The sequence below is a fragment of the Streptococcus pseudopneumoniae genome (assembly GCF_001074565.1).
Taxonomy (GTDB): domain Bacteria; phylum Bacillota; class Bacilli; order Lactobacillales; family Streptococcaceae; genus Streptococcus; species Streptococcus pseudopneumoniae_J.
In genome coordinates this window covers 52,364-73,975 of the sequence record NZ_JUQX01000066.1, presented here as the reverse complement: position 1 = coordinate 73,975, position 21,612 = coordinate 52,364, and the positions used below count along the sequence as shown (strand labels likewise).

Genomic DNA, 21,612 nt, shown 5'->3' with positions numbered 1-21,612 from the left:
TGCCAAGGTTATTACTCGTACACCAGAGCCACCGAAACCAAAACATCCAGAAAAACATGCACTTGATAGAACTGGAAAGAAAGTCCTTGATGGCAAAGAAGTCCAGCTAGGAGATATTATTCAGTACCTTCTTGATGGTGCAACTGTTCCAGAAAGACACCATATGTTGTATCAATATGACGGTTTGGATAAGCTCGATATGAAGCATGATCGCTATACTGGTAATTGGAAAGGTATTATTAAGGGTACAGAATACACAGCAGAAAAACAGCTTACATTGCCTTATGACGTTATCCTGAAGAATGATAAGGTTATCAAAGCAGGTGATAAGATTGAGAAAGGTAGCTCTTATGCCTTTACCTTTGAGTTCAACCAAGCTACTAATTCAGAGTTTATCAAGAAACTTGTGACTGTTAAGTGGGATGCCAAAGGTGGTCAATGGTCTTACGTTATCAATCAAGACTTCCTGAAATCTCTAGGAATTAAAGGAACATTTGATGCAGACTTCTACATCGAGGTTGAGCGTATTGAAACGGGTGATAAGATTGAGAATACTTTCATCAATATTGTCAATAAACAAGAAATGACTGCCAAGGTTATTACTCGTACACCAGAGCCACCGAAACCAAAACATCCAGAAAAACATGCGCTTGATAAAACAGGTCAGAAAGTTCTTGACGGTAAAGAAGTTCAAATGGGTGAATTGATTCAGTACCTTCTTGACGGTGCAACTGTTCCAGAAAGGCACCATATGTTGTACCAATATGATGGTTTGGATAAACTCGATATGAAGCATGACCGCTATACTGGTAATTGGAAAGGTATCATCAAGGGTACAGAATACACAGCAGAAAAAGATCTAACGTTGCCTTACGATGTTATCCTGAAGAATGGTAAGGTTATCAAGGCAGGAGATAAGATTGCCAAAGGTAGCACTTATGCCTTTACCTTTGAGTTCAACCAAGGCACAAATTCTGAGTTCATCAAGAAACTTGTGACTGTTAAGTGGGATGCCAAAGGTGGTCAATGGTCTTACGTTATCAATCAAGATTTCCTAAACTCTCTAGGGGTTAAAGGAACCTTTGATGCAGATTTCTACATCGAAGTCGAGCGTATTGCGGCTGGAGAAGTTGAGAATACTTTTGTCAATATTGTCAATGGGCAAGAAATGACTGCCAAGGTAACAACCCACACTCCAGAACCACCAAAACCTGAAGAACCAGGAAAACCAAAACAATCACTGCCAAATACTGGAACAGCTGCAAGCATGCTTCCAGTTGTGGGAATGATTTTGGGATTATTGAGTCTTGCAGGTCTTCGTAAGTCGAAAGAAAACTAATTTGATGAACTAAAATGAAAGGATGACCACAAGCTGGGGTATAACTCTCTTGTGGTCTTTATTGAAAGGAGAAAAAATGCAAGTATTTATCGCTTCTGGACGTGTTGCATTCATCCCAAGCGATGCAGTAGGTCAAACTCAAAATGGTCATGCCAGTTTCAAATTTGAGTTTGTTTGTGATTCGAGTATGAATGATGATACAAATAAACCAATTTCTAGTTTCTTCCATGTGCAAGTGTACGGAAAACAAGCAGAATTTATGGCTCAGAGTCTATCTAAGGGCTCTCCAATTCTCTTAAAAGGAGAAATTATCCAACGACCATATAACGATGAACAAGGTCAACGTCGGACGTATCAGTTTATTTCCCCAAACCAACAAGGAGGAATCACTTTCCTTGAAAATAAGGAAGCATCTAATCGACGTAAGCAGGAACAACAGGGCTTTTATCAGCCGACACCAAGTTCTATTCCTACATCCTATCCTGAACCAATGGATGCGGATTCCCCATTCTAAAGGGATTTAAAGCATACAAGAACACTTGTGTGCTTTTTTATTGTCTATTTATTGTATAAAAAGTTATATAACTTTTTATACAATAATATCTTTTGTCCCTTTAACAAAGAATTTGATATTATCCTTTAGAATAGAGGGGAATTAAGAGATAATAAGAAAGGAGTGCAACAATGGCAAGACAAAAATACAATTATCTGTCTGATGAATTGATTGCGGAATCTCTTCAGGTGACCAATTACTTAGAACAAAGTCGATCCAGTCGATTGAATGTTCTTCAGTTGGATGGAGAGAAATGGTTGGAAAATTACTTTCACCGTTATGAGAAAGCCTCTCCAAGGCTACAGTTTCACATATTTCTCTTTTCGAGCTTCTATACTCGAAAAATGGAATGGTTTTTGGAAGGTGTGAGGGGGTAGTAGTTTGTTTGAGTTATTTGAAGTAGTATTTTATACCTTTATCCAACTGATTCGAGCCAGTTGGATCAATACCTTCCTTTTTCTAGGAGGCGCAGGTTATTACATATTCAAACTCTTCCAGCCTTATTTTTTAAGACATTATCGAAGGTTATTAGCAGGTAAGACTAGTTTAAACCAGACAATAAAAAGAGGTTGGAAAAATCGTAAAGATATTGATTGGAAACAAGTATGGTTCAAATCAATTAGAGGGTTGTTCAATTGGATGAAGTCATTCATACCTAAACTCTTGGCGCTTGTCTCTCTCATCCTTTGGAATGTTTTCTTCAGGATGTTCTACACTCTCCCTTTTGTTAAACGAGAACGAAAACGTTTTGATAAAGAAATGAAACCAATTCTTTATTTTAAAAGTTATCGTAGCTTTGTTTATATGGGATTAGGTTTTAGCTTTATTGCTTTTATCTTAACCAATTACCTGGTTACTGTTTTAAGGGCTACAATCCGCTTTCTCTATTTTAGTGCTTGGTCCTTTAAAGATGCTAGTAAGGCCGTAAACTTTGACTTAAACAGTCTCTTATTTCAAAGTTTATTGAACGCTAAAGTCTTCTTAATAGCACCAATTTTAGCATTTCCAATCTTTCTATTGGGATTAGTTATCGCCTGGAAATCTGCCTGGATAAACTTCGAGCAGTTTCGAGACTATAACAACAATGAAGAAGGAGATGACCGCTTTGTGACGGTTGATGAAATTCGTCGTCAATACAAAAAGATCCCCAATAAAGCTTTAACTTATCCAGGTGAGGGTGGGGCTCCTGTATTTCATGAACTGACTCATGATTTAGCAGGACAAACACTGAGGACTCAGATGTTATGGCAAAATAGGAAAATCAGTCGATATGTGACCAATGCGGAGCGGATTTTAGGCATGTTAGCTTTTCCTTCAGGTCACTACTACATTGAAGATAAGCCAACGAATCTGTTAGGGATTGGGATGACTCGTTCAGGTAAAGGGGAGGGTCATATCACTCCAGCAATTGAAATCAATAGCCGTGCGGAGTTGCAACCATCGATGGCTGTAGGAGATAATAAAGGTGAGCATTATCAAGCTTCTTACAAGCTCATGAGGCAACGTGGCTATGATGTCAATGTTCTTTCTTTCCAAAATATGGATTGGTCCATGTCCTACAATCCTCTAGCTTTGGCCATAGCAGCCGCAAAGAAGGGCTACTATGAGAAGACTCAAACCTATGTCAATGCAGTCGCAGAATCCATTTATCCGAAACAAAAAGGTGGAGAGAAAGGAAATGCGGAATACTTCCGTAAGTCTTCTATATCCCTATTTAACGCCTTAACAATGGCTTTGATGGATCGAGCTAATGAAACCTATCAAAATGGTGAAGATGATGCCTGGGATACCATTACAATTCCTAACGTTGCGAAATTCTTGGCGACAATGGGGTCTGAAGAAGTCTTTGTAGATGGTGCTGGTGAAATCGTCGAAAATCCAACTAGAGAACAACAGGTATCCAAGAAATCAAAAATCACAGTCTATTTTGATAATTTGAGACAAGTCAATCAAAAACAATTCTCTAAATTTAGACAAATGGCAGATATCGAATTTCGTGCTTCAGACTTTGGTGGTGATGAGACTAAAGGGAATGTCTACTCTAGCATGATGACAGGAATCAACCTGTTCTTGCAAGACAACGTGGCGAAGCTCACTTCTAAAAACTCTATTGATTTAGAGTCTTTTGGTTTTCCACGTCGATTGTCTGTCAAGCTGAGATCAAGCACCAATAGCCAACTCAAAAATGAGTTCAAGCACAAAACTGCTAAAGTAACGATTACAGGCTTGAAGAAATGGGGCAAAGTTGAAAAGAAGGTCGATTATGTAAAGCAAGCTACAGCTCTTGTAGATGGGGAAGGCTATCTGACCTATGCCATCGAGCCTAAACTTCCAGATCAGTTTACGGTAACGATTGATTTCAACCATAAGAACAATGGCCATTCCCCTGTTCGGGATCAAGTCTTCCAATTTTCAGCTGAAAAAGTCTATCGAAAAGATGGAGATAGTTTAGAACTAGATGAATATACCAAGAAGCCGATTTTAGATCATATCGATATAACCGTCCTTAAGAATAAAGAAGACACCCAAAATCTTCTTCAGAAGTCGGATATTGAACTGATTTATTCAGATAAACCGAAAATCATCTACCTGGTAACACCGCCAAACCGAACAGAGTACAATGGGATTGTCTCTTTGTTCTTAGATCAGTTATACAATGCTAACTATGAGCTTGCATTAACAAATGGTCGGAAGTGTATCAATCGCATTCTCCATATCTTGGATGAGTTTACAAACATGCCAGCCATTCCTCACATGGATACGAAAATTTCTATCGGATTGGGACAAAACATTCTCTATTACCTATGGATTCAAAATCTGGAGCAACTGGACAATGTGTATGGCCAAAATGTTGCTCAAACGATTATGGATAACTGTTCGTTGAAAGTTTACGTCAAAACAACGTCTCCAGACACCAATAAGAAATTTAGTGCTGAGTTGGGAACACGTACCATCACCAGAAGACGAAGATCCAGCAATATCCTGGACGAAGCCAATCCAAATGTAGCTGTCGAGAATCCAAAACAAGAGTTGTTGACACCAACGCAATTGGCCAAGCTCCAGGAAGGAGAAGCGGTTATCTTACGTGGAGTCAAGGGACGGGATAATGTTGGACGTAAGGTTACAACGGATCCAATCTTCGCACACGATAAGACGAGCTTCCCTTACAAGTACATGTTCTTACAAGAGGAATTTGATACATCGATGACTCTTGCGGATATTCCAGTCGAAAGTGCGCACCGTGAGCTAGAACTCCAGGAGATCGCAGTTGATGCAGGTACAGCCTTCAACAACATCATAGACTGGAGGCAACGTTTGACCATGCCTCTCCTCAGCAACAATGGAGAAACTCCTAAATTGTCAGGCCGTCACAGTAAAGGGCAAAAGGTGCAATCCCAATCATTTAAATCCACAGATGAATTATTCCAAGCAGCTGCAGCTAGTGTTATTCAAGGTGACTATGATTATTATGATGATGGAGACGACTTCTTTGCGGATGAAGTTATCTAAAAAGATGTACAATAAGTTATATAAACACTTGCAAGAAAAAAAGCTGTTTGTTATAATGAGGTAAATAATGATTAGGAGAAAAAATGATGAAAGCAAAGCACTTTTTAAGAATTGTTTTAGTAGGTTTAGCCTTGATTTTACTTGGAGCTTGTGGTCAAAAATCACCTGAAAGTCTCGCAAAAAATGTGTTAAAAGATAGCTATACAGGATCTTCCCCAGAAGATAGTTATGAGAGCAGTGTTTTTACGGGTGGAGCAGGATCTACCGTAAAATTTGATAAAGAGAATAGGACAATCTCAAATGGTGACGATAGAGACATTAAGTATAGTGTTCTTTCAGAAGAACAAGTGAAGACAATCCCAGCCGCTTTCAGAGGAACTATTGTTAGTTTAGAGAGTCAGCTGAAAGGAAAGGATACTTTTACAATAGCTGTTGATTATAGGGGTGTAGATAAGCCTGAAGAAGCAGAGGCTTATTATCAAGTCGTTTTGACTGAGGGTGGTAAAAAAATCCGAATCATTGAGCTACGTCGTGGCTATAAAGAAGACAATGCTTTCTATGATTTCAATGGAAAAGCAGATTAATTTACAAAAGTCTCAATTATTTGAGGCTTTTTTGGTTATCAGAATTTCATTGTCCCTTTAAAAACGATTTTGTCATTATCGAATATGATAGGGGTATCTTAAAAAGAAAGAAGGTACCTTTAGTGCACTATCAAACCTTTTCAGATTTGGTGAATGAGGTCAAGGATCTCAATGGCAAGATTACTGGTGAGAATGCAAAAAAGCTGGGGGAGTTCTATTCCTATTGGGGGAACTATTTAGAACCGACTCCTGCATTTATGGCATATCTATCCTATTTACCAGGAGGGATTGCAAAAGCTCTTTATCAAATCACTTCCAGTCTAGAACATGTTTTTAATAATATGTTCAAGCTCTTTGGGCTTTTCGGATATTTGGGGGATCAGAAGACAGTCATTGGTCAATTTTTCTACTGGTTTCAGATATTAGGAACGTCCTTGTTTACTCTGATTTTGGTTGTGTCGGCTATCGCAGGAGTCTTTACTAAGCCAGTAAAGTATAAGGGGGTTATTATTAATTTCCTTTTGGTGACTGCAGTAACCTCGGTTTTGCCTTTAGCTTTGACCACCATCTCAACAGCAGTGGCACAGGATGCCATGTCTATCCAGACAGTCTCCAGTGAAGCGCCATCTGGTAGTCAACCAACTTCCTCCTTAGCTCTTCAACCCATGAAAAATAATGTGGTAGACCTAAAAGTCTTGATTTACAAGGATTTTTCTACGGAGTTGTTTCCAATGGATGATTATGGTTACATCAAGCCTGTTCAGGAGGGGTCAACTCCTGTCAATAATATCACAGATAACCCTGAAAAGCGGGATACGACTGATTTTGCGACTAAAATCGATTTTGGGGCAAACTATGGTACAACAAATCCAAAAATGTTGGACGATATAATGAGCGAAGACAAAATACCTGGTATTAAAGGCTTGTTCCTACATAAGTTGAATTCCAATAATACTGGAGTTGAAAGCATTACAGAACACCGAGTCATTAATCAATTGAGTGCTTTTGAATCAGTTTATATGCGCTATAAAGTCAACTGGATAGGGATGTTTCTTCAGTACATTATCCTTGTTGTTCTCTTGGTCAGCATGATCATTAAGCTCGTCAAATCAATTTTTGATATTTTGATTGAGGCAATGATCTCTCCGATTCTTGGTTATAGCTCCCTATCAAACTCAAAGAAATATAAAGAGTTGTTAAGAACCATTGGAGGTGCCTTAGCAGGAATCTTCTTTGAGGTTATTATTATGCGTGTAACCCTTGAGATTTTCAGAGATTTGCCAATCCTTTCTGTTTCAGCAGTATCTAAGCTTTCTGGCGGATTCTTTGATGGACTCAATATGTGGGAACAGTGTCTTGCAGCTGCCTTTGTCTATATTGGAGTATTCTTTGCGGCAATGCAAGGAGTGGCCATGATTGAACGCTGGCTTGGAGTTTCAACAGGACATAGCGAAACAGCTCAACAATTGCTTGGTGCTATGATGATGGGCAATGCCTTTGCGGCTGGAGCAGGAGGTGTCTTTAATGGGGGTATGGCGCTTGGTCAATTTGGTATGGATATGGCTAAAAAAGCTCCAGATGCCCTGTCTAAAGGAAGTCAGATTCTGGGGAATAGCCTTGCAAGAACTGGAGGTGGTATTCAAGGTGCTTTGAACTCTGTAAAAGACCAGGGCTTGATGAATGCGGCCAAAGGTGGTGTAAGTAATATGGTTGATTTGGCAGAATGGAAAGCATTTGAAGCCATGCAAAATACGAAAGGGGCAGTTGGCAATGTTTTAAATAACTTGGATGATAAAGCCGCCTCTGCGCACGATGCGACCTATAATGCTTTGAAAAACGATGCTGTTCCTGGACTTGGTCATTCTGGACCAATTGACATTCCTGAGTCCCCAGTAGATTCAGGAATGACAGATGCACCTGTTGTAGATCCAACTCTTTCAGCTGAAGACATGGAAGCTCCGATTCAAGATTCATCGCTTCCAACTGAAGGAGTGGAGCCACCAATCCAAGATTCATCGCTTCCAACTGAAGGAGTGGAGCCACCAATTCAAGATTCAACTCATCCAACTGGAGGAACAGAGTCACCAATCCAAAATTCAACTCATCCAACTGGAGGAACAGAGCCACCAGTCCAAAATTCATCTCATCCAACTGGAGGATCAGCATCACTAACTCAAGATTCAACTCCTCCAACTGGAGGAATGGAGACACCAACCCAAGGTTCATCTCCATCAGTTGTAGAATCGACACAACCACCGAAACAACCAGACTCTCCTCAACAAAAGTTTCAGCAGAGCATGAGTCAAATGCAATACATGAACCAACAGATGCAACAAGCAGGACAGCGTATGCAAGGAGGACGACATATCACAGGTGCTGAAAGTCCTGAAGAGGAGGAATAGGATGAATTATGGATTTAACAGGGAAGAATATTGTTATCACAGGAAGCCTACGTCCTCTAACTAGAGAAGAAGCAGTACGATTTTTAGAAAGTAAAGGGGCTGTCGTGCAAAACTATGTGTCTTCTATGACAGATATATTGGTTGTAGGACACAAGCAGTTGAATCTTTTTGATCCAGATAAAAGGTCTAAGAAGCATGATGCAGCGCTTAGAAGACTATCAGAAGGCCAATTGATTACTTTTCTTTCTGAAGAAGCATTCTTTGATTTAGTTAAGAAGTCTCAAGATTGAGGCTTCTTTTATTGTGTAAAAAAGTATATAACTTTTTGTGTAATTTATTCCTGAAGGATGATGAGAAAAATGCTATTGTCCCTTTAAAAGATATTTTCGATTATTCATTATAATGTGAGTGTCAAAACAAATATAAAGGAGAAATTAATGTACGGTGAAAAATATGGTGTACCTAGAGATATTTATGCCAAAATCAAGATTATAGGACTTCTTATTCTGGATATTACATTTGTAGGAATAACTGGGCTAATCGCTCTAAGCGTTGGATTAAGAATTTTTCCGAAAAGTCAATGGATACAAATGTTCGCATTCATATTTTTAACACCAGTTATGAGTTTGTATCTGGTGTTGCCAGCTAACGGTGGTAAAAAAAATTGGCACAGTATGTTTCTTTTCTTCAGACGAAGAAGAAAACGTTACATCAGTTTGAACTATATCAGAAGGAGAAAATCATAATGGCAATTAAACAAACTTCATCCAAAAATATTGAGAAACGCCCTTTAGGACGTATTCGAGAAATGAAGAAGCATACTCAGGAATATTTCGATTTACATTCTTGTGTTGAGTTGTTAGATGTAAAATCAATTATTCCAAACAGACAGGCTTATATCCAGTTAGTAGATTATGGATACTTGCAGCTGATGGAAATACCAGGTAAAGACTTAGGGTCGATGTCTTATAACGAGGTGATGCGTACAATCGAAAATTTTGAAACTTGGTTAACTCGATTTGGACCTAATATCCAAGTAGAGACGACAACCTTGCCAACAAATACTGATACACAAATTTCTGACTTGCGCCATCATTTGAATTTAGTGCGACAAGAACTCTCTAAGATATCAGTAAATGAGAGACGTTTTTTACAACTCAAAGATCGTGAGCTTTGGCTTAAAAGTCAAATTAAAGTTGAAGAGAGCATACGACAAGAAGTCTATAATACAGAGTTTATACTGTGGCTATTTGCACCTACAACAACTGAATTGGACGAATTAGTTCGGAAGGCGCAAACTTATGGAAATAATGATTTTGTTCCTCAAGAAATTAGCTATAGGAAGAAAATTCAGATTATAAAACAATACAACAATATGAATGAGAAAGTATAGGAGGGATAGTATGCCTGATTTATCAAAACGTAGACAAAGACAATTAAAGAATGAAGGATATGACCTTGCTTTCCTTAGCCAGATTCAACCGCAAGGAAATATTGATTTTAAAAAAGATGATCGTTCCTGGTTAAGTGGAGATGGATACCATACGGTCTTACACTACTATGAATATCCAACTGAAGGAATGGATCGTTTTTGGCTTTCTGAATTATTGCTATTACCTGGTACACGTGCCTTCTTGTCACTGTATAAAGAAGATAATAGACAGCTTCAAAAAGAGATAGAGGACTCTATTGAAGAAAAATCAACACGTATTACTAATAACAGTAAATTAACAAATAATCGGAAAGAACTAGATGAAATTGACAATCTCAATAAGTTAAGTCGAGACATTGATAAGCGGAATATAGCTATGTATGGGATGTATATTCGTGTCTTTGTGTTCGCATCAACCAAAGAAGAATTGTTTAAGAAAGTTGAAGAGGTTAAAGACAAAACGTCTAAATTCAAATCAACTATCCTATCAGGAGAATTAGAATTTGAATATCATGCTCCTTTTATTCCAGCTGAGTATCAGATTGATTTACCAAATCATAGAAGAGGAATACCTACTCCAGCCCACTCAATAGCTGGGGGATATTTCTTTAATCATACGAAGCTTGAAGATGAAAAGGGATTTTATCTTGGTTGGACTCCAACAAACGGAGCAGTAAATTTCAACTTCCTAGAACGTGATGAAAAAAGAACACGTTCGTTTATGATTCTATCTGGAAATCCAAAGATGGGACAACGTTCTTTCCTTATGAAACATACAGATGGTCTTTATGCAAAGGGACACTATATTCGTAATTTTGATGCTACTGGTCAGTTTCTTGATCAGACAAGGAAGCAGCATGGATTGATATTTGATTTATCAGGTGAAGCTAACCGAATTAATATCTTCCAGGTCTTTCCAACAGTAACCAATGAAGCAGGAACTGAAATTGATAAGAAAAAGTCCTACAACCTTCATATCGAGAAATTAAAGAGTATTTATAAACTCCTGAATAATGAAGTGACAGGAGATGATTTAATCACATTTGGAACTCTCTTGAATGAATTCTATATTGAAGAAAATTTATGGGCTCGGAACCCATCGTTGAATCCAGAAAAACTGAAAGCAACGGATCTTGTCAATGAAGACTATCCTATCTTGTCAGATTTCATTTTGTTTGTTGATGCCTATAAACGTCGACTAGAACAAAGTTATAGCACGGATATGGCTGAAAACAAAGCCGTTAAACGTATTTACAATACTTTTAATGAATTATTGACAACAAACGCAGAAATTTTCGAGGGGACAACCGAATTTCAAGATATCTCTTCAGAGCAAGTTGTGACATTTGATTTTTCTGGATTGAAGAGTGCCCCTCATCTGTTAAATGTTCAAATATTCTCAGTTCTTTCTCTTGTTTCAGCAGATATTGTTAATAACGGTAAACGTTGTAAGCAACTACTGAAAAGGAACCCTAGCTTAACAGAGATGGATATGCAACACTATATTGTCAATATTAGTGGGGCACAGACACTCATTAATCCTAAGCATGAGAGCAGTGTGAATCTCTTGGCAGATATGATTGATACAATGGGGGAAAACTTTGCTGGAGTTGTGTTGTCCGTAAATTCTCTGAGGGGTATTCTGTTTGAGACAGGTATCGGAACTCATAAGGATCCATACGTAACTGCGGTTCAGAGGATTTTTGGTCTGATGCAGTATAGAATTTTTGCTCAGACAGATGAAACTAGCGTTCCACTATTAGCCAATGCTTTATCAGGATCAATGAATCAGTCTGAATTAGAAACATTGCCTCGCCTAGCCAAAGGACAGTTGTTTATGAATATTGCAGGAGTTGGAAATCTAGTATTTAACCAGCAATTATTAGCTCCAGAAGTTGAGCGCTATGGTGGTATCGAATAAGAAAGGACATTAAATTTAAATGGTTAAAAACAAATCAGGAATGATTACAAGGACAAAGCAGAAATTTGATGAATATGTTTTGATTCGTAAATATCGTATGAAACAAGAAAGAGATTATTTTGCTTCAGAGGGAGAATCAGATCCAAAACGTCTAGAAGCACAAAAGGAGCGAGATAAGGAATTTTTGAATGGTCTCAAGAAAATAGGTCTAGGGTTTATTGTATTTTTAGTTTTTTATGGCATTTTACGAACAATATTAGGATTGTGGTAGATAGGGGAGGTATCTATGAAAAAATTATTAAAGTCTAAGATTATCCTTCCTTTTGTAGCGATACTGTTAATTATCAATGTTGGGATGGCCATGTTGGCTGGGATAATGGGCGCTATAGCTAGTAATGGTGGACATGATTGTGGTGCAATAGACACAACATCTTCAACTAGTGACTCAACAGTTTCTTCAGCTGATGGCTCCATAGATGATTTTGTAAAAAAGCATAAGGAATCCTATATTCTATCTTGGAGAGCAGGAGGTTTTCTACCTTCAGCTTCCATCACTCAAACTATGATAGAGAATGGCTTTAACTTTACGAATCCTAATGGAACTTCCTTCTGGAAGGCTCATAACATGGGAGGTGTTAAAACCTCTAGAAAAAGCGATTTTCCAGTCACTATTGCGACATATGGTGAAGACAGTATTGACCTAACAGGAACAAAACCTGGAGCAAACGTTGGAGACGGTACAGGAGGAGCTTATACTTGGTTTTCTAGCTATGATGCAGGGATTGTAGGGAAAGCTGAGTTTATGGCTCATCAAACCCTTTATAAAGGGGCTATAAACAATATAAATGGCATTGCAACTCTATCTGCCATAGCAGATGGTGGATGGGCTACAGACGGCACTTATAAGAGCAAGCTAACTGATATGTACGAAAAGTTAGGTACAAAGTATCAGTGGCTTGATAAGGAAGCCATTGCTGCTCATGGTGAGAAACCTTATGCAGTATCGAATACACAAGATGCCAGTTCTTCAGATAATGCTATTTCTTCTTCAGCTGAAAAAAGTGATTGTGGGGAATCAGGTGGTAGTGTCGATGGAACAGGAAAAGTTCCTTCAGATGCGACTGCGTGGGGGTATAAACCAGAAGATTTACCAGATAGTTTGAAACCGTTTATTGTCGATCCTAAGAGTTTAGGCATGGATTATGCTAAGTCTACAGGGTGGTATAATCCTGGAAGGGACGATATAGCTGGACAATGTGTGAATCTTACAATTAGTGTCGCAAATCATATATGGGGTCATTCTGGTTCAGTTCAAGGTAATGGGAAAGATCAGGCAGCAGCTTGGGCATCAATATTCGGGAATTCACTTAAGTCAACTCCCAAAAGGGGTGCTATCTTTTCTACACAGGTGGGAGGCGGAGGCTATGGTCATACAGGAATTGTATGTCATGTCTTTGAAAACGGATCTATCTTATTTGTAGAACAAAATACAGCTTTAAGTGGTTGGGATACGTTTAAGACCCCTTATACATGGGACTATCGAATTTGGACTCCAGAACAACAGCGAGCCCAAGTTATTTCGTTTGCCTATCCAGATGATAGGGAACCTAAATTGAATTCAAATTAAAAGGAGTATATAAGATGATTGATTGGATAAAGGAGAATATGGTTGTATCGATTGTAGTAGGTATTCTATTGGTTTTGGCAGGAATAGGGATTGTATCGAGTTTCAGGCCATCTCAACAAACTAAAATAGAAGAAGCTGCCCAGGTGAGTTCTTCAGGAACCACTCAAAACGAGCCGTCTTCCAAAGAGGAAACAGCAGACGAGAAGAATTATCGGACAGCTAAGTTAAAACTAGAACGCCCCTATGCAGAGGCAAGCTCAGAAGACAAAAAAGAAGTGTTAAAAGCCTTTGAAGAAGCAGTAGCAGATATAAAAAAGACGAATTTTCTGCCAAATGTCAAGGGAACAATCGAGAATCATTTATCTATGACACAGAATGCGATGGTTCAAACCTTTGCGATGGCTATTCTAACGAATCAGTATGATTTTCAACCTAAACAATTAGAAGTGATGCCGACAGAATCAGAGGACGTTATTCAATTTTTAGTTGTCCTGACTAAAGGTGGGGAAGAGAATAGCTATTTCATTGGTAATTTCAATACTACAGTTCAACAAATCCAACTAAAAGCCTATGTTGGTGGAAATATAGGTGGTACATATGGCTAAAAAGTTGCACAAAAAGTTATATAACTTTTTGTGCTTTTATATTGACAAGAAAAGTAGTTTTAGGTATAATTAAGTATATAAAAAGTTATATAACAAAATATACAATTATCCAAGGAGGGAATCATGAAGATTCAGACGACAAACTTAGGAAAAGGTGGCGGTGGTAAAACTACAGATACCTTTAATGAAGGGGATTGGTTGGCACGTGTTAAGGGACTTAGAACACTACTCATTGATGGAGCTTGGGAATGTAATTTGACAAGAACATTTGATGTAAAATGTGAGAAAACCGTCTATGATATATTTACGACTGGAGAGTATGAGATTGTTCAAATTTCTGAAAATCTCAGTTTAATCTGCGGAGATGAACGTCTAACAGATGAGCAGCTGGATCTTGGCAGTCGAAATAATAAATACTTGCAACTCTTTATGTGGTTTAGTGAGCACTATGAGGAGCTGGCCGCTCAGTTTGATGTGATCCTGATTGATACCCATAATGACGAAAGTTTGGTGACGGCCAATTTTATTGCCGTTTCGGATATGGTCTTAGCGGTATCCGATGCTTCTCTCAACGGTTTTCGGGCTTGGCTGTCTCTGAAGAAATTTGTCGAGTTTATCAAGAATGAAGCAATCGAGGTCATTTCTAAAAAGAGCTATGTCACAGCGGAACCTTATCTGATTGGCAATAAAATTAAGTACGTTGGCCAAAATGTGACAGATACCTGTAAGCAGTTTTTAGAAGTTGTGGAAGAAGATCCTGCTTACCTGGGTTCTATCCAGGAGAAAGAGCTCATGGCCAAAAGTCTTGTGATCAGTCAGAGTGTCTTTGAGCAGTATGAAGAGATGACAGCTAACCAAAAAGAGACACATCAAAAGTTTTATGATAATATAAACTACGTATATGAAAATATTTTGAGTGTGTTAGAAGGAGAGGTAGCATGACAGAGAATCGATTCGCACAAGTAAAACAAACATTCCAAAGTACACCAAAGAGAGAAAAGACTCCTTCGTCTAGGAAACAAAATCAGGAGGCTAGAAAGTCTCCTGAGAGCTATAATAAAAAGCAAAGATATCCATTCTCTTTACATCATAATGTTCGATATGATATGTTAGATGCTTTAGTAGAGTATCATGGTGAGAAATCAGCTTCATCTTATATCGAGAAGATGATTATAAGAGAATGGGAAAAGATGCAGAAAAAAATTAAGTAATGAGATATCGGAAAGGATGATTTTTTATGATAGATTTTAGTAAAGAAATAAAGAAGAAAAATGATAATGACGATGAAGATCCACAACCAGAGAAAAAGCATGTTCGTGATATGAAGAAAAAGAGAGAGAAGGAGGAACTTCTTAGAAAGTTGCACGAGGCAGAGTCTAATATTTCCAGTTCAGATCAAAAATCACTTGAAATGGAGAAGGAATAATGAAATACTTATCAAATTTATCAGATATTCCAGAATTTTCTTCAGCAGCAACAGATTCAGGACAATTCTTTATTCCTCGTCCAATAATAGACAACCCACAGTTCAATGATTTGAAGGGTAGTGGAATTTTTCTCTACATGCTTTTATTAAATCGTTTAAGAGCTGCAGTTGACTTTGAATTAAAAGGATATGATGAAAATGGAAATACTTTTGTATGTTACCCTATAGAGGAGCTAATGGAGGCTCTTCAATCAGGTAAAAGTAAAGTGATTTCTTTGAAAAAGAAGCTAAAGAATCATGGTTTAATTGAAGAAGTCCGCCAAGGATCCAATCTACCCAATAGAATTTACCTAACAGATGAGATTTTAAAATATTACTGATAAAGTAGGAGGAATCTATGATGATTTTCATTGATATTAAAAGACTTGTTCAGCTATTCTTTATTTTTATCGGAGCTATAGCTATCTATATGTTCTATAAGACATTTGGTCTTAGTATGGTGTTTATAGTCGTTTTAGGATTGGCCGTTTTAAAATTCGCTCCAGCTTTCCTTCCAGTTGTATTATTACTGTATTTGGGACTTCACTTTACAGGTGATTTTTCCTTTATTGCAGATGGAATTGTGACAATTCTATGGAGTATCATTTTGATTCCAATGGCTATATTCACTATTGACATGAGCAAATCCTATTTTAGTAAAAAAGAGAAACCCTGGTATGACAAGTAAGAGTTTATCTGAAAAGATAGGCTCTTTTTTTGTTAGAACAAAGGATTATTTGAACATTCAGGTCAAAATTTATTAAAATAAGCGTAATTTTAATAAGGGAGGATTCTGAATGGCTTTCTTTGATGAGAGAGAACTAAAAAATCAATTGCTGTTTCAAAATGCAAAAGAATTTTATAACTTTGTTTCTAGGTATGATGAGGAGATGATTCCAGTTATGAAAGCAAAGGGCTATACCTGTATTCATTCAATGGAGCGAACCGTCGCTTTTACATTTGGAGAGTTTACTTTCAGAAGAAGACGTTGGAAAAAGGGAGATCATTGGGTCATTCCAGTAGATGAGAAGTTAGGGCTTCAGAAGAACGTCCGCTTCTCATGGGAATTTATGTATCAGGTGGCTAAATTATCTACTTTAATGCCATATGATAAAGTAACTCAGGTGATCCAATTGACTTATCACATTTCGATCACAAAGCCAATTGTAGTAAAAGCTGTAAAAATTTGTGAGAAGTTATTGGAGGAAAGGGAAGGCTATCGCTATTACGAAGAGGGTAAAGAAGTTAGCAAAAGAAAAGCCCAGGTTATTTATATTGAGGGTGATGGTGTAATGGTTAAAGCACGTGACACACAGAAGGATAATAAGCATTACGATTTATCCCATTTTGTAGTCCATACAGGAAGCCAAAAAGTTGGCAGCAATCGATTTGAACTCCAGGACAAAAAGGAATTTATTGGTCTTGACAATCGCTTAGTGAGGGAGCAGGTTATTGATTATCTATTCAATAATTACGAAGTTACGGATCAGACTTTATTGATTACGAACTCTGATGGAGGTCATGGATATACACCCTATGTTTTCAAAGAAATTGCGAAGGTTTTGCGAATTAAACGGCATGAACATTTTTGGGATGAGTACCATGTAAATAAGGAGTTGAAGAATTATCTAAAATTTTACTCTGAAGAACTATTAGATAGAGCTTTCCAGGCGATCAAGCAACATGATAAGCAGTTGATGAGAACTGTTCTTGATACGACTGAAAGTTATATCGAAACAGAAGAAGAACAAGAGTCATTTGAGAGGTTCAAGAGTAAAATATTGAGAAATTTCCAATACACTAAACCAGCCGAACAAAGAGGATTCAGTCATGCAGGAATCGGGATAATGGAGAGTCAGCATCGTAAGGTCACTTATAGAATGAAAAAAAGAGGAATGTATTGGACTCTTACTGGGGCTGAAACGATGAGTAGGATAATTGTTTTGAATTATGAAGATTCTTTGAGGGATCTATTTTTTGGCAACTGGAGAGAAGATTATGAAAAATTTATTTCTTTAGAAGAAGTTTCTGCTTATACCATTAAAAAAAGAATGAGTAAAACGGGTAAAGAAAATACATCTAGATATCAATGTTACCCTGATAGTAAAAGGTTATCATACTTCCGAAAACAATAGAAGTACATAACAAAGTATATAAAAAGTTATATAACAATAACCTTTGTAAAAAAAGGTCTTTTTGTGCTACAATCAAACATAAAATGCTTGCGTGGTGTGTGAAAATGTGTTATAATTTACTTAAATTAATCGAATAAAAAAAGACGAAAAGTGCGCTAACACTTCTCGCCTTACCGAGTAAGAACTCGTCCTTCTTACTCAGTCTTTAATTAATGATACCTGATAAGTGTATCAATGTCAAGACTGAGCAAGAAATTTGTTCAGTCTTTTTTTAAAACTCGGTGACGTTCTCCTAAAAAATGTATGAATTTAGGCGTTCTAAAAAATTCTACCGCATACGGAAGTTGCCTAAGTATTGACAAAAGAGAACTATCAAGTTACAATCTTGGTAGTTCTTTTACTATCCAAAAATAAAAATCGAGGTCAATATGAAAAAAATATCTTTAGTTTATATCAGTTTGAGTGGGAATACAGAGAGTTTTGTAACCCGACTTAAGGACTATCTCATGTCTGAGCACGAAGGGATTGAGGTCCAAAAGATCCATATCAAGGATTTGGTCAAGGAAGGGAAAGATTTCTTTGAGATGGACCATCCTTATGTTGCCTTTTTACCAACCTATCTGGAAGGTGGGAATGGTGTCGATAATGGTGATGTTGAGATTCTGACGACTCCAGTGGGTGATTTTATCGCCTATGGAGATAATGCCAGTAAGTGTTTTGGCGTAGTGGGGTCTGGCAATCGCAATTTTAATAACCAATACTGTTTGACTGCCAAGCAGTACAGCCAGCGCTTTGGTTTCCCTGTTCTAGCAGATTTTGAAATGAGAGGCATGCTGGAAGATATTAAAAAGGTCGCAGCGATTATTGCAGACCTGTATGGATTGGAAAGTTAAGTTTCGGCTTAGCTTTTTCTTCTACTTTCTTGCTTTAAAATCTAAGAAGAATCTTTAGCCGTTTCATGAAGAAGAGAAAAAACCGAGAAGAAAACTTCTCGGTTTTTGATTATTTGAGTTGCTCAGTGATTTCCTTGGAAAGCATGAGTCCCAAACGATAGCCCTTGTTGATGTAGGCGATGACATCGTTGATATTCTCTGTTGTTTGGATTCTTTCGCGGATATCTGCTTTGAAAGCTTCGTCTTTCAAAAGCTGCTCCTGAAGGAGTTTCTGAAGTTTTTCTTTTTCGTATTTATTGATAAGAAAAAGAACGACAAGACTGATAAGAACTAAGATATAAGCGTACTGGCTCATAAAATCTCCCCTGATTTGATAAAAAATTGAAGGCATAAGAAAAGCGAAAGAAATTTCGCTTTTCAACTAAGTCACTAGGCGAGCAGAACAGGTATCCAATAGCTAAAACCAGACAATTTGGACCTTTAACTGAAAAGTCCGCCCAATTGAAATGAAGACTAGTAAAGCGCCAAGCCGAAGACCGTATAGGATTTGACGTTAGTTACTTAGATTGTTTTGCAATCAAGTGATTTAAAAGATTACGACATATCTCGAAACAAATCGATATTATTTGTTTCGAGATATTAGTGAAGCGCCAAGCCAAATCACCATAGTTACTTAGACTGCTTTACAATAAAGTGATTAAAAGATTACGACATGAGCCTAACCAAATCGATATTATTTGGTTAGGTGAATTAGTGAAGCAGTTAGCTAGTCCGCATATAGCGGCTAGCGTCTAACAATTAGGAACTTTAGTTCCAATTGTTAGTACTGAATCACATCTTCTCTGGTGCTTCTACTCCGAGCAAACGAAGGGCTTCTTTGAGAACGACTGCAGTTGCATAGCTGAGGGCTAGACGGCTGTCGCGCTCTGGGCTTTCATCCAAGATACGAGTGTGGGCATAGTATTTGTTGAAAGCTTGAGCCAAGCTGATTGCATACTTGGCAATAAGCGATGGGTCATAGTTATCTGAAGCACGTTTGATAACACGGGCAAAGTCTTGAAGAAGTTTGATGATTTCCCAGCTTTCGGCATCATTTAGACTGTAACTTGCTTGAACATTTGGTTGGAAGTCAGCTTTTCTAAGTAGAGACTGAATACGAGCGTAAGCGTATTGGATGTATGGCCCAGTCTCACCTTCAAATGAAACCATTGCTTCCAAATCAAAGTCATAACCATTTCGACGGTCAGTTTTCAGGTCGTAGAATTTGACAGCTCCAACCCCAACAGCTTGGGCGATTTGATCCTTGTTTTCAAGGTCAGGATTTTTTGCTTCGATTTGAGCTTTAGCACGAGTGATGGCTTCTTGGAGAGTTGGCTCGAGCAGGATGATGTTTCCTTTACGAGTAGAGAGTTTTTGGCGATTTTTGGTTACAAGACCAAAGTCAACGTGAACCATATCGTCACTCCAAGCAAATCCCATTTTCTTCAAGACAGCTTTCAACTGTTTAAAGTGGTTAGATTGCTCTTGGCCGACAGCATAGACATTTTTAACAAAGTTGTAAGTACGAGCACGGTAGATGGCTGTTGCGATATCACGAGTGATGTAGAGAGTAGCGCCATCTGATTTTTTAATCATAGCAGGTGGCAAATCGAAATCATCCAAGTTGACAATACAAGCCCCTTGAGACTCTTCGAGCAGACCTTTTTCCTCCAAGATTTGTACGGCTTCATCCATCTTGTCATTGTAGAAGGCTTCACCGTTTAAGCTATCAAATTCAACACCGAGAAGTTTGTAGATGCGGTTGAATTCGACCAAACTTTCATCACGGAACCATTGCCAAAGTTCAGTTGCTTCAGGATCACCATCTTCTAGTTTTTTGAACCAGAGGCGGCCTTCATCATCGAGAGCCTTGTCAGTTTCGATTTCGGCATTGATGCGAACATAAAGTTTCAACAACTCATCGATTGGGTTGGCTTCAATGGCTTCTTTAGATCCCCACTTTTTATAAGCAACCATGAGAAGACCAAACTGTTTCCCCCAGTCTCCAAGGTGGTTGATTTTAATGGTTTTGTAGCCCATCTTCTTAAAGATATTAGAGAGGGCATCTCCGATAACTGTTGAACGCAAGTGGCCGACTGAGAAGGGTTTGGCGATATTGGGACTAGAAAGGTCAATCGTAATATTTTGCTCTTGGCCTTCCGTTTGTTGGGCGTAGTCAGCACCTTTTTCGATGACTTCTTTGATAACTGCACCAGAAATAGCAGATTTATCAAGGAAAAAGTTTACGTAAGGACCTGTTGCCACCACTTTTTCAAAGGCTTGGCTGTTGATCTTTGCAGCAATATCAGCAGCAATCACTTGCGGTGCCTTGCGTTCGACCTTAGCTAGTGAGAAAGCAGGGAAAGCGATGTCTCCCATATCTGAATTTTTAGGTTGTTCTAGTAAATTGAAAATAGCCTCTTGGTCCAGGCTATCGATGACGCTAGCCAATTCGCCAGCAATCAGTTTTTTTGTATTCATAAGTAGGCTCCTTTTGGGCTTTTCTTCTATTTTAACACAATTTACTACATTTTTTGAGAAAGAAGAGAATTTTTTTGAATTCTCTATTTTTTTTGGTATAATATGGTTATAAAATAAATGAAAAATTTATTATAAATATTCGTTTAAGAGGATAATATGAGAAAAAGAGAACGGCATCAGTTGATTAAAAAGATGATCGCTGAAGAAAAACTTGGGACACAAAAAGAGATTCAAGATCGTCTAGAAGCTCAGAATGTCTATGTGACGCAAACGACTTTGTCACGTGATTTGCGTGAAATCGGCTTGACCAAGATCAAGAAAAATGATATGGTGTATTATGTACTAGCAAATGAGACAGATAAGATTGATTTAGTTGAGTTTTTGTCTCATCATTTAGAAGGAGTTGCAAGAGCAGAATTCACCTTGGTACTTCATACAAAACTTGGGGAAGCGGCAGTCTTAGCAAACATTGTAGATGCAAACAAGGATGAATGGATTTTAGGAACGGTTGCTGGTGCTAATACCTTATTGGTTATTTGTCGAGACCAGCACGTTGCCAAGCTGATGGAAGATCGTTTGCTAGATTTGATGAAAGATAAATAAGGTCTTGGGAGTTGCTCTCAAGA

23 protein-coding genes are annotated in these 21,612 nt (G+C 38.0%); 21 read left to right on the top strand and 2 right to left on the bottom strand.

All coding sequences use genetic code 11. From position 1 onward, the window contains the following. The 20 genes from ADI74_RS11155 to nrdI form a co-directional block, all read left to right on the top strand. A partial coding sequence (locus ADI74_RS11155) for an LPXTG cell wall anchor domain-containing protein (RefSeq protein WP_049538591.1) occupies window positions 1-1,339 on the top strand: 1,339 nt, incomplete at its 5' end. A 76-nt stretch (window positions 1,340-1,415) separates the two neighbouring features. Continuing rightward, entirely contained in the window at window positions 1,416-1,853 is a 438-nt protein-coding gene (locus ADI74_RS09790; protein ID WP_049538590.1) for a single-stranded DNA-binding protein, read from the top strand. A 170-nt stretch (window positions 1,854-2,023) separates the two neighbouring features. Further along, a complete protein-coding gene (locus tag ADI74_RS09785; RefSeq protein ID WP_049538589.1) occupies window positions 2,024-2,269 on the top strand; it encodes a hypothetical protein in 246 nt (81 codons plus the stop codon). A gap of 4 nt (window positions 2,270-2,273) precedes the next feature. After that, window positions 2,274-5,402, top strand: a complete 3,129-nt coding sequence (locus tag ADI74_RS09780) for a VirD4-like conjugal transfer protein, CD1115 family (protein WP_049538587.1) — start codon at window positions 2,274-2,276, stop codon at window positions 5,400-5,402. 83 nt (window positions 5,403-5,485) lie between these two features. Further along, window positions 5,486-5,986, top strand: a complete 501-nt coding sequence (locus tag ADI74_RS09775) for a hypothetical protein (RefSeq protein WP_080980407.1) — start codon at window positions 5,486-5,488, stop codon at window positions 5,984-5,986. 122 nt (window positions 5,987-6,108) lie between these two features. Continuing rightward, window positions 6,109-8,388, top strand: a complete 2,280-nt coding sequence (locus ADI74_RS09770; protein WP_049538586.1) for a pLS20_p028 family conjugation system transmembrane protein — start codon at window positions 6,109-6,111, stop codon at window positions 8,386-8,388. Window positions 8,389-8,396: 8 nt separating this feature from the next. Beyond that, window positions 8,397-8,678 (top strand): BRCT domain-containing protein, encoded by a 282-nt coding sequence (locus ADI74_RS09765; RefSeq protein ID WP_192833042.1) that lies wholly within the window; start codon window positions 8,397-8,399, stop codon window positions 8,676-8,678. 147 nt (window positions 8,679-8,825) lie between these two features. Continuing rightward, on the top strand, window positions 8,826-9,134 hold the full coding sequence (locus ADI74_RS09760) for a DUF5592 family protein (protein WP_049538583.1): 309 nt from the start codon (window positions 8,826-8,828) through the stop codon (window positions 9,132-9,134). Then, on the top strand, window positions 9,134-9,781 hold the full coding sequence (locus ADI74_RS09755; protein WP_049538582.1) for a hypothetical protein: 648 nt from the start codon (window positions 9,134-9,136) through the stop codon (window positions 9,779-9,781). Before ADI74_RS09760 ends, ADI74_RS09755 begins: the two co-directional genes overlap by 1 nt. A 10-nt stretch (window positions 9,782-9,791) precedes the next feature. Continuing rightward, window positions 9,792-11,741, top strand: coding sequence for a virulence factor (locus ADI74_RS09750; RefSeq protein WP_049538581.1), 1,950 nt, complete (start codon window positions 9,792-9,794; stop codon window positions 11,739-11,741). A 19-nt stretch (window positions 11,742-11,760) separates the two neighbouring features. Next, window positions 11,761-12,012 carry a hypothetical protein gene (locus ADI74_RS09745; protein WP_049538580.1) on the top strand — a complete coding sequence of 84 codons (252 nt, stop codon included), beginning with the start codon at window positions 11,761-11,763 and terminating at the stop codon, window positions 12,010-12,012. Between the two features lie 15 nt (window positions 12,013-12,027). After that, window positions 12,028-13,368: a CHAP domain-containing protein gene (locus tag ADI74_RS09740; protein ID WP_049538578.1), complete on the top strand. Its 1,341-nt coding sequence runs from the start codon at window positions 12,028-12,030 to the stop codon at window positions 13,366-13,368. Window positions 13,369-13,382: 14 nt separating this feature from the next. Then, a complete protein-coding gene (locus ADI74_RS09735) occupies window positions 13,383-13,973 on the top strand; it encodes a hypothetical protein (RefSeq protein ID WP_049538576.1) in 591 nt (196 codons plus the stop codon). Window positions 13,974-14,096: 123 nt separating this feature from the next. Then, a complete protein-coding gene (locus ADI74_RS09730) occupies window positions 14,097-14,915 on the top strand; it encodes a ParA family protein (RefSeq protein ID WP_049538574.1) in 819 nt (272 codons plus the stop codon). After that, entirely contained in the window at window positions 14,912-15,184 is a 273-nt protein-coding gene (locus tag ADI74_RS09725) for a hypothetical protein (protein WP_044021364.1), read from the top strand. Before ADI74_RS09730 ends, ADI74_RS09725 begins: the two co-directional genes overlap by 4 nt. Before the next feature lie 26 nt (window positions 15,185-15,210). Beyond that, a complete protein-coding gene (locus ADI74_RS09720) occupies window positions 15,211-15,399 on the top strand; it encodes a hypothetical protein (RefSeq protein WP_049538572.1) in 189 nt (62 codons plus the stop codon). Beyond that, the gene (locus tag ADI74_RS09715; RefSeq protein ID WP_049538570.1) at window positions 15,399-15,779 is read left to right on the top strand and encodes a replication initiator protein A; all 381 of its coding nucleotides are present in this window, start codon (window positions 15,399-15,401) and stop codon (window positions 15,777-15,779) included. Before ADI74_RS09720 ends, ADI74_RS09715 begins: the two co-directional genes overlap by 1 nt. Before the next feature lie 17 nt (window positions 15,780-15,796). Then, complete coding sequence (locus tag ADI74_RS09710) at window positions 15,797-16,126, top strand: hypothetical protein (RefSeq protein ID WP_053092583.1); 330 nt, start codon at window positions 15,797-15,799, stop codon at window positions 16,124-16,126. A 109-nt stretch (window positions 16,127-16,235) separates the two neighbouring features. Then, entirely contained in the window at window positions 16,236-17,573 is a 1,338-nt protein-coding gene (locus ADI74_RS09705; protein ID WP_049538569.1) for an ISLre2 family transposase, read from the top strand. A 428-nt stretch (window positions 17,574-18,001) separates the two neighbouring features. Further along, on the top strand, window positions 18,002-18,466 hold the full coding sequence (gene nrdI, locus ADI74_RS09700; RefSeq protein WP_049538567.1) for a class Ib ribonucleoside-diphosphate reductase assembly flavoprotein NrdI: 465 nt from the start codon (window positions 18,002-18,004) through the stop codon (window positions 18,464-18,466). Between the two features lie 109 nt (window positions 18,467-18,575). Here the strand turns inward: nrdI and ADI74_RS09695 are convergent, their stop codons facing one another. Together ADI74_RS09695 and argS are read right to left on the bottom strand one after the other, a co-directional pair. Continuing rightward, a complete protein-coding gene (locus ADI74_RS09695) occupies window positions 18,576-18,821 on the bottom strand; it encodes a hypothetical protein (RefSeq protein WP_049538565.1) in 246 nt (81 codons plus the stop codon). A gap of 476 nt (window positions 18,822-19,297) precedes the next feature. Beyond that, complete coding sequence (argS, locus tag ADI74_RS09690) at window positions 19,298-20,986, bottom strand: arginine--tRNA ligase (RefSeq protein WP_049538564.1); 1,689 nt, start codon at window positions 20,984-20,986, stop codon at window positions 19,298-19,300. A 156-nt stretch (window positions 20,987-21,142) separates the two neighbouring features. Between argS and argR the strand changes: the two genes are divergently transcribed. Beyond that, window positions 21,143-21,589, top strand: a complete 447-nt coding sequence (argR, locus tag ADI74_RS09685) for an arginine repressor (RefSeq protein ID WP_004239711.1) — start codon at window positions 21,143-21,145, stop codon at window positions 21,587-21,589. The last annotated feature ends 23 nt before the right edge of the window (window positions 21,590-21,612 follow it).